This is a genomic window from Thermodesulfobacterium sp., from assembly GCF_030445475.1.
Lineage (GTDB): Bacteria > Desulfobacterota > Thermodesulfobacteria > Thermodesulfobacteriales > Thermodesulfobacteriaceae > Thermodesulfobacterium > Thermodesulfobacterium commune.
In genome coordinates, this window is record NZ_JASUTP010000040.1 from 1 (window position 1) to 7,677 (window position 7,677).

9 protein-coding genes are annotated in these 7,677 nt (G+C 37.0%); all 9 read left to right on the plus strand.

Annotation, left to right across the window (positions count from 1 at the left end; genetic code table 11):
- Nucleotides 1-109: 109 nt before the first annotated feature.
- On the plus strand, nucleotides 110-469 hold the full coding sequence (locus PWP26_RS08060; RefSeq protein WP_301399370.1) for an NADH-quinone oxidoreductase subunit C: 360 nt from the start codon (nucleotides 110-112) through the stop codon (nucleotides 467-469).
- Entirely contained in the window at nucleotides 462-1,559 is a 1,098-nt protein-coding gene (locus PWP26_RS08065; protein WP_273010843.1) for a nickel-dependent hydrogenase large subunit, read from the plus strand. Before PWP26_RS08060 ends, PWP26_RS08065 begins: the two co-directional genes overlap by 8 nt.
- A 71-nt stretch (nucleotides 1,560-1,630) precedes the next feature.
- Nucleotides 1,631-1,969: a 4Fe-4S dicluster domain-containing protein gene (locus PWP26_RS08070; protein ID WP_235181289.1), complete on the plus strand. Its 339-nt coding sequence runs from the start codon at nucleotides 1,631-1,633 to the stop codon at nucleotides 1,967-1,969.
- A gap of 2 nt (nucleotides 1,970-1,971) precedes the next feature.
- Nucleotides 1,972-3,735 carry an NADH-quinone oxidoreductase subunit L gene (locus tag PWP26_RS08075; RefSeq protein WP_301399371.1) on the plus strand — a complete coding sequence of 588 codons (1,764 nt, stop codon included), beginning with the start codon at nucleotides 1,972-1,974 and terminating at the stop codon, nucleotides 3,733-3,735.
- Nucleotides 3,729-4,832: a proton-conducting transporter membrane subunit gene (locus PWP26_RS08080; protein WP_038062226.1), complete on the plus strand. Its 1,104-nt coding sequence runs from the start codon at nucleotides 3,729-3,731 to the stop codon at nucleotides 4,830-4,832. Before PWP26_RS08075 ends, PWP26_RS08080 begins: the two co-directional genes overlap by 7 nt.
- A 14-nt stretch (nucleotides 4,833-4,846) precedes the next feature.
- Nucleotides 4,847-5,305 (plus strand): NADH-quinone oxidoreductase subunit B family protein, encoded by a 459-nt coding sequence (locus tag PWP26_RS08085; protein WP_038062229.1) that lies wholly within the window; start codon nucleotides 4,847-4,849, stop codon nucleotides 5,303-5,305.
- The gene (locus PWP26_RS08090; RefSeq protein ID WP_038062232.1) at nucleotides 5,293-6,222 is read left to right on the plus strand and encodes a respiratory chain complex I subunit 1 family protein; all 930 of its coding nucleotides are present in this window, start codon (nucleotides 5,293-5,295) and stop codon (nucleotides 6,220-6,222) included. Before PWP26_RS08085 ends, PWP26_RS08090 begins: the two co-directional genes overlap by 13 nt.
- Nucleotides 6,223-6,237: 15 nt before the next feature.
- Nucleotides 6,238-6,714, plus strand: a complete 477-nt coding sequence (locus tag PWP26_RS08095) for a 4Fe-4S dicluster domain-containing protein (protein WP_038062234.1) — start codon at nucleotides 6,238-6,240, stop codon at nucleotides 6,712-6,714.
- A 99-nt stretch (nucleotides 6,715-6,813) separates the two neighbouring features.
- Nucleotides 6,814-7,677 (plus strand): respiratory nitrate reductase subunit gamma, encoded by an 864-nt coding sequence (locus PWP26_RS08100; protein ID WP_038062237.1) that lies wholly within the window; start codon nucleotides 6,814-6,816, stop codon nucleotides 7,675-7,677.

A 7,677-nucleotide genomic window follows, 5' to 3' on the forward strand; every position in this document is an offset into this window, starting at 1 on the left:
TGAACAAATAGCCTACATCCAGGAGAGGGTAAACCAGGAATACGAAAAACTTCTTAAACTAGCTGAATGCTTCGGTGAACCCCAAACAGAACAAAAAGATGAGTAAGGTATGAGAATTAACCTTTTAGACAAAGCAAAAAAACTTAAAAACTTAGGAGCTCGCTATATTACAACGGTTGCCTATCTAAACCCTGATACCGGTGACAAAGTAGTAGTAACACATCTTTTTGATTTAAACGGTAAACTTGAAGAACTAACCTATGAAGCAGAATCTTCGGAAACTTTAGAGAGTATAAAAGAAGTATATCCTGCGGTTGAATGGTCAGAACGAGAGATAATGGAACTTTATGGAATAGAATTTAGTGGTTACCCCGAAGAAGAAAAAAATCTTCTTTTATCTTCGGGGGGCCATCCCTTTCCTCTTTTAGAGGTAGAAAAACAAAAAGTCTCAAGAAAAAGACATGAATAGATCCCAAAAGTTTGTCTTACCTATAGGACCTATTCATATAGCTTTAGAAGAACCTATTCAGCTAAAGTTAGAAACTGAGGGTAATATAGTAAAAAACGTACAGCTTAAGATAGGATATGTCCATCGAGCTATAGAATTTCTTTTGGCTAATAAAGATTTTTATCAAGGAATTATTGTGGTTGAAAGGGTCTGTGGAATTTGCTCTCATTCCCATCCTACCTGTTTTGTTCAGGCTCTTGAGCAGATAGCAGGGATTGAAGTTCCATTAAGAGCAAGATATTTAAGAACTCTGATAGGTGAACTTGAGAGAATCCACTCCCATCTTCTAAACACCGCCATTGCTTGCGAAATTTTAGGATTTAAAACCTTGTTTGTAAGGTGTATGAACGCAAGAGAAAACATCAAAGACCTGATGGAAGGCATCACCGGACATAGAGGTAATTATGCCTTCAATACCATAGGAGGGGTTAGAAAAGATTTGCTTGAAGATGAAATTCATGAGGTGAAAAAATCTTTAGATAGTCTTGAACCTGAAATTTTTCAACTGATAGAAACTGTTCTTAGTAATTCAACCTTAATCAGCAGAACCAAAGGAATTGGCGTTTTAACCTATCAAGATGCAGTAGACCTTTCGGTAGTAGGTCCTGTAGCAAGGGCCTCTGGTGTAGACCTCGACCTAAGAAAAGATGTCGCCATGCCAGGTGCAGCTTACGAGTTTCTCGAATTTGAAAAAGTAATAGAGAAAGACGGAGATGTACTGAGTCGAATTAAGGTAAGACTTCTTGAGATGATAGAAAGTTTTAAAATAATAAAACAAATCTTAAAAGACCTTCCTAAGGGACCGATTTTAACCAAAAAGTTTGTACCTATTCCCAAAGGTATCGGGATAAGTAGATGGGAAGCTCCAAGAGGAGGCCTTATTTATTATTGTATAACTGATGGGACAGACATTCCCTATAGAGTAAAAATAAGGGCCCCAAGCTTTGTAAACATCTATGCTCTTAATCGAATCCTGATAAACCAAGATGTAGCTGATGTAACTATTATTTCTGGAAGTATAGATCCCTGTTTTTCTTGTATGCAAAGATAGAGGTGAAACAAGTGAGATTAAAAATAGACCCCAGTTTATGCAAAGGGTGCACTGCTTGTGAAAAAATATGTATGAAAGTACACAATTCTACTATGCCAAGGATTTTTGTGATAAAAAAAGGAGAAAAAGTAAAAATTTCTGCCTGCAATCAGTGTGGTCTTTGTGCTAAGATATGTTCTGTTGGAGCAATAACCAAAGAAGGAGAGGCTTTTATCATTAATCCGTCTTTATGTGTGGGATGTAAGCTTTGTTATTATATTTGTCCTTCTGGAGCCATAGAAATGGTCCCATCTTTTAACAAGTATAACCCGATCATCGCCCAGAAGTGTGACCTATGTAAAGATAAAGGGTTTAGTCCTTCTTGTGCCAAAGTTTGTAGAACCAAAGCCATTACTGTAGAGGAGAAGTGAAAATGTTTCTTGGTTTTAGTGTTGGAGTGCTGTTTTTAGGGGCTCTAATTTCTGCTTTGTTTTACAGGATAAATAGTCCAAAGTTTCATGGCAGTTTAGCCTTTCTTACCTCTGCTGTAGCCTTATACTTTTTAAACCTTACTTTTTTTGAATTTATTAAAGCTGGGGAATTTAGTTGGCATCTCCCCCTTTTTAGGTGGATAAGAGACTTTATTAACCTTGATCTGATTTTTAAAGCAAATGGGTTAAACCTGTTTTTTGCTCTTTTTGGAGCATACGTTAGTGTAGGCATTAATCTTTATGCTATAAAATACATGACCCATGAAAAAGAAGGTTTTGGCAGATTTTATGCTTTTATTCAGTTATTTATAGGCTCCTATTTGGGGTTAACCCTTAGTGAAAACCTCTTTTGGTCTTATGTGTTTTTTGAACTTACAGGGTTATGTTCTTATCAACTGATAGCCTTTTGGTATCAGTCTGACCTTTCGAGTTTTTCTGCTAAAAAGGCTTTCTTGATGACTCACATCGCTGGTTATGGGTTTCTGTTAGGAGCTCTTGTGTTTACCCTATCTCCTGACCCTAAGGTTTATCAAGATTTAATTTTGGCTGGGGTTTTGATAGCTGTGTTAGCCAAATCGGTTCAATGGCCTCTTTACACCTGGATACCATATGCGATGAACGCTCCTACTCCGGTAAGCGCCCTGCTTCATGCAGCCTGTTTGGTAAAATGCGGGGTGTATCTTTTGTTTAAGTTTTATCTTTTACTTGGTGGCTTTCCTGATTTCTGGAAAAACCTTCTGATTTATTTAGGGATGTTCTCTTCTCTTATGGGGGTTCTTTTTGCCTTAAAACAGGCTGACGTAAAAAAACTCTTAGCCTATCACACAGTTAGCCAGATAGGATATATGGTCTCAGGAATAGGGCTTGGAACCTCTCTTGGGTTAGCTTCTTCTCTCTTTCACACCTTAAACCATGCCCTTTTTAAAGGTCTCCTTTTTTTGGTTGCTGGGATCCTCCAGCAGGCAACCCATACCAGAGACCTTTCTCTGATGGGAGGGCTTGCCTCAAAACTACCAAAAACCACGGTTCTTTACCTGATAGGTGCAGCCTCTATCTCAGGAATACCAGGTTTTAACGGCTTTGTAAGTAAATGGATGTTTTATCAGGCTGCGATAGAGGCTAACCATCCATTAGCTGCAGCTTTAGGACTTTTCATAAGTACTCTCACCACCCTTTCGTTTATCAAAGTGCTTGATACCGCATTTTTAGGTAAACTTGACGAAAAAAACAAACAGCTTTCTGAAAAACCTTTTTACCTTATGATTACAGGAGGAATCATCCTGGCTATTCCGTGTGTAGTGTTTGGTCTTTTCCCTCAAATAGCTATCACTTTTCTTATAAATCCAGCCTTATCTCTTTTAAACCTCCGAGAGGTTAACATCAGCTTTTATCAACTCCCTACCGTTTTAATAGGAGCTTTGTTTATTTTGTTCTTAGGCTTAGGGATTTTAATTTATTTTACCTGGCTTAAACCTAAGGAAATTATTAAAGAAACCGAGGTTTTTAAAGGAGGAGAGGACGAACCTGTTTTTAATCCTACTGCAGATGATTTTGTGGCTGACATAGAAAACCGTTTAGCAACCTTTTATAAAAAAGCCGATCCAGACCAATACCTCCTAAAAACTTGCAGTTTTATTGAAAAATTAATCATGAAAGTCTATACTACCGTCAAAAAGTTAGAACAGATATGGAGTAAACCATGTTGAAGGCTTTAGCCCCCTTCTTAACCATAATCTATATGGCTATAACCTTGTTATGTGGGGTGTTTTACCTTAGAGATTTTAACAAAAAATTGACGGTCTTACTCTGTCTTGTGGTTTTAACCTTTTCTAACCTCTTTTTACTCTGGGGAGAGACTTCTTATGGTCTATTTTTTGATGGGATTAGCGTAATAGCTTTGCTAACGCTATTTTGGGTTCTTGGTTATAAAGAAGCTTTTAAAATCTTAGGGGTTGTAGAAACCTCTTATTTGTTTCTACTTATCTTAGGAAAGACTGTTTTTGCTCTTACCCCTGAAGGCATTGTTTTGTTGGTTATAGCTTTCTTTCTAAAACTTGCTGTTTTTCCACTTTTTCTCTGGCTACCGATAGTGGTAAAAAGTATAGATGCTATCACCGCTGGGTTTTTTATATGTATTTTTGAGATCGTAGATTTTGTGTTGTTATGGAGGACAGTGGAAAAGGCTTCTTGGTTCCCTCAATTTTTTGAAAGCTTAAGAGAATTTTCTCTATACATAGGAATTATAACTTTACTTTTGGGAGCTGGGCTTGCTCTTTGTGAAAAAAATTTAAAAAAACTTTTGGCCTACGCAACGATCGACGACACAGGGTATCTCTTGATAGGACTAAGCCTTTTTTCTCCGGTAAGCCTTTATGGAACTACCATTCTGTGGATTAACCACCTAATAGCAAAATTAGGTCTGTTTTTCATAGCCTATAGGATAGAAAAGAATACTTCTGTAATATCCTTAGGAAAGGTAAAAGGACTTGCCAAAGACTATCCTGGTTTAGCCTTTTCTTTCTTGGTATTTGCCTTAACTTTGATAGGTGTACCTATTTTCCCCGGATTTTGGGGGAAACTCTTCCTTTATCAAGAGGTTTTTAAACTCTCTAAAGCTCTTTTTGGGCTTATGGTATTAGGAGGTTGTCTTACCTTAGTGTATTTTATAAGGGCTTACCATAGCCTGTTTTTAGGAGAAAAAGAGCCAGAAACCGTTCAACCTTTTTTACCTAAACTGGATTTGGTTTTAGTAATGCTTTTAAGTTTTACGATAGTTTTAGGTTGTTTAATAATAGGTTTTTAAAAGGTGGTAAGGATATGTTTTTAGATGCTATAAAACAATTTCTAAAATACTCTCAAAAAAAATCTCTTTGGGTATTTCATGTAAACACTGGATCTTGTAACGGATGTGATATCGAAATTTTGGCCCTATTTTCTTCCAAATACGACGCCGAACGTTTTGGCATCAAACTGGTTGGAAGCCCTAAGCATGCAGACATTTTGTTAGTTACCGGACCTGTAACCACTAAATCCAGAGACCCTTTGTTAAGGGCTTATGACATGATGCCTAAACCTAAAGCTGTAGTTAGTGTAGGGGTGTGTTCTTTAAGTGGAGGGGTTTTTGCCAAAAGTTACAATGTCTTAGGGCCTGTAGATAACTTTATTCCAGTGCATGTTTATGTAGGAGGCTGTTCAGCCCATCCTAACATGATTTTAGAAGGCATTTTAAGAGCGGCACAAATCTTGTGCGAAGAGGAAGAACTATGGAGTTTCTAAAAGACCTGTTTTTATATCCTGGATTTTTATTTGGGTTTGTGTTAGGGGGGCTTTTAGAAGGGTTTAAAAGAAAACTTAAAGCCAGGATGCAGTTAAGAAAAGGTCCTCCTGTAACCCAACCTTTTTATGACCTGAGCAAATTGTTACTAAAAAATATAACCAAACCTTATACCATATCTTCGTTTACCTACCTTTTAATACCTTTTGTGCCTACCGTAGGGCTTTTGGTAGGATTACTTATCATGCCTTATCCTTTTTACCAAGAAAAAAGCTCCTTTTCTTTTGACCTTATCCTTATTTTTTACCTTACAGAACTACCGCTTCTTTCCCAGATTATCTTTGGCTATTTCAGTAATTCTCCTTATGGAATGGTAGGTGCAGCAAGAGCAGGACAGATGTTTTTTTATTACAACGGAGTTTTCATCATGGTTATCACCACGCTATGTCTGCTTGAAGGACCTCCCTATTCTTTTTGCTTAAAAAGTATAGCTGAAGCCTGGGATCCTTTAGATGTCTTGATAAAAATTTTAACCATACCCTTTTTTGTATTTTCTGTTTTAGCTAAACTAAAACTAAATCCCTTTTCCATACCTGATGCCGAGGCTGAAATCTTAGAAGGACCTTTAACTGAGGCTTCTGGCGTTGCTTTAGCTCTTTTCAAGCTTAACTACTTACTTGAACTGGCAATCTTTGGTTCTCTCTTTGCCTTTTTTTATCTGCCTGTGTTAAAAACCTCTCCTCCAGTAGGATTGATTTTAATTTTTTTTGGGGCTTTTTTTCTCTTCTTTATCTTTGCTTTAGTTGAAAACATAACTGCCAGACTAAGACTTTCGCAATTTTCATCTCTTTACCTAAAGTTTTTTATACCATTGGCTACGCTGATTTTAGTAATAACCTGGGTTTTTAAAAACTGGTAAGGAAGGGGACTACCTATGCTAAAGTTAGCAGGGTGGCTTTTAACCAACTTGTTTAAAAAACCTTTAACCATTGAATTTAAAGGGAAAAGCCTTAAAGCAGTAAGAGGTACTTATCGTGGTTATCCTACCCATAGAGGAGAAAGATGTGCAGCCTGCAGGCTTTGTATCTATGTATGTCCCTCTGATGCCATAAGGATAGAAGGAAGCCTTTTTATCCTCAACAAATGTAAGTGCACTGCTTGTAAAGACTGTGCTGATGCCTGTCCTTTTGGTGCCATGCAGTTTATCCCTCGACTTATAGGTACAGCTATCTCTAAAAACGAGTACATGGAAATCACTGAGATAAAACTGGTAAAATGTGAAAACTGCGGCGAACCAATGCCTAAACCGGAACTTTTGTTAGGAAGACTATTAGGAAAACCTTCTAAAACCATACCTCCCTACCTTAGGCTTTGCCCTAAATGTAGAAGGCAATTCTTTAAACATACCTAAACTATTGCTTGACAAGTTTTTATGTTTGCTTTATTATGTATTTATAATTTACCTTGGTAGTATTTATAGAAAAGAAAATTCTATACTAAGGAGGGATATATGGGGATGGTAGTTTTTACCTATGTAGCTTTTTTGGTTTGTGTAGTGGGAATAGCTTATAGATTTTATCTGTTTTATAAACTTCCCATAAACATCAGATGGGAGGTTTATCCAGTACCTCATGAACCAGGAGAAAAGAAAAAATACGGAGGTTCTTACTTAGAGGAGTTTGCTTGGTATGAAAGGAAACTTGAAAAAGACCATGTTGGAGAATGGGTTGAACCTTTAAAGGAGATTCTGTGGCTTGAGAGGGTTAAAACCTATAATCGTTATGGGCTGTGGATTTGGTCTTTTTGTCTGCACTGGGGTTTATGGTTGATGTTTTTGTTTGTGATTTTAATGCTAATAAACACAAAGATTTCTATACCTTTAGGGTTGATAAAAACTGTAGGAATTTTAGGATATGGGATGGGAAGCTTAGGTGTTTTAGGACTGTTGGTCAAACGTACTATCCATCCAACCCTTAAACTTTACACCAGTCCGATAGATCGGGTTAACCTTTTACTTTTGTTGGCTTTATTTGTTACAGGCTTTTTGATGGTTGTTTCAGACGATGGGTTAAAACACGCCTTTTTTTACTTTAATGCTATTCTCTTTTTTGCTCCACAAGAAACTAAATTTGAAGGTATAGCTTTCTGGCATTTCTTTATATTTAATATATTTATACTATATCTTCCTTTTTCCAAATTTTTTCATGGTCCAGCCAAGTATCTTACTTACCACAAAATTTTATGGGATGACATGCCCCAGTCTAAAGGAAGTAAGATAGAAAAACTTATAGAAAGACAACTGGGCTACCAGGTAGGATGGTCTGGCCCTCATGTAAAACCTGAAAAAACCTGGCTTGAAAACGCACAAAACTAA

Bases quoted from the DNA above. Each gene is read 5' to 3' on its own strand.
- PWP26_RS08095 (WP_038062234.1), top strand. From the start codon at position 6,238: ATGCTAAAGTTAGCAGGGTGGCTTTTAACCAACTTGTTTAAAAAACCT.
- PWP26_RS08075 (WP_301399371.1), top strand. From the start codon at position 1,972: ATGTTTCTTGGTTTTAGTGTTGGAGTGCTGTTTTTAGGGGCTCTAATT.
- PWP26_RS08070 (WP_235181289.1), top strand. From the start codon at position 1,631: ATGAAAGTACACAATTCTACTATGCCAAGGATTTTTGTGATAAAAAAA.
- PWP26_RS08090 (WP_038062232.1), top strand. From the start codon at position 5,293: ATGGAGTTTCTAAAAGACCTGTTTTTATATCCTGGATTTTTATTTGGG.
- PWP26_RS08065 (WP_273010843.1), top strand. From the start codon at position 462: ATGAATAGATCCCAAAAGTTTGTCTTACCTATAGGACCTATTCATATA.
- PWP26_RS08080 (WP_038062226.1), top strand. From the start codon at position 3,729: ATGTTGAAGGCTTTAGCCCCCTTCTTAACCATAATCTATATGGCTATA.
- PWP26_RS08100 (WP_038062237.1), top strand. From the start codon at position 6,814: ATGGGGATGGTAGTTTTTACCTATGTAGCTTTTTTGGTTTGTGTAGTG.
- PWP26_RS08085 (WP_038062229.1), top strand. From the start codon at position 4,847: ATGTTTTTAGATGCTATAAAACAATTTCTAAAATACTCTCAAAAAAAA.
- PWP26_RS08060 (WP_301399370.1), top strand. From the start codon at position 110: ATGAGAATTAACCTTTTAGACAAAGCAAAAAAACTTAAAAACTTAGGA.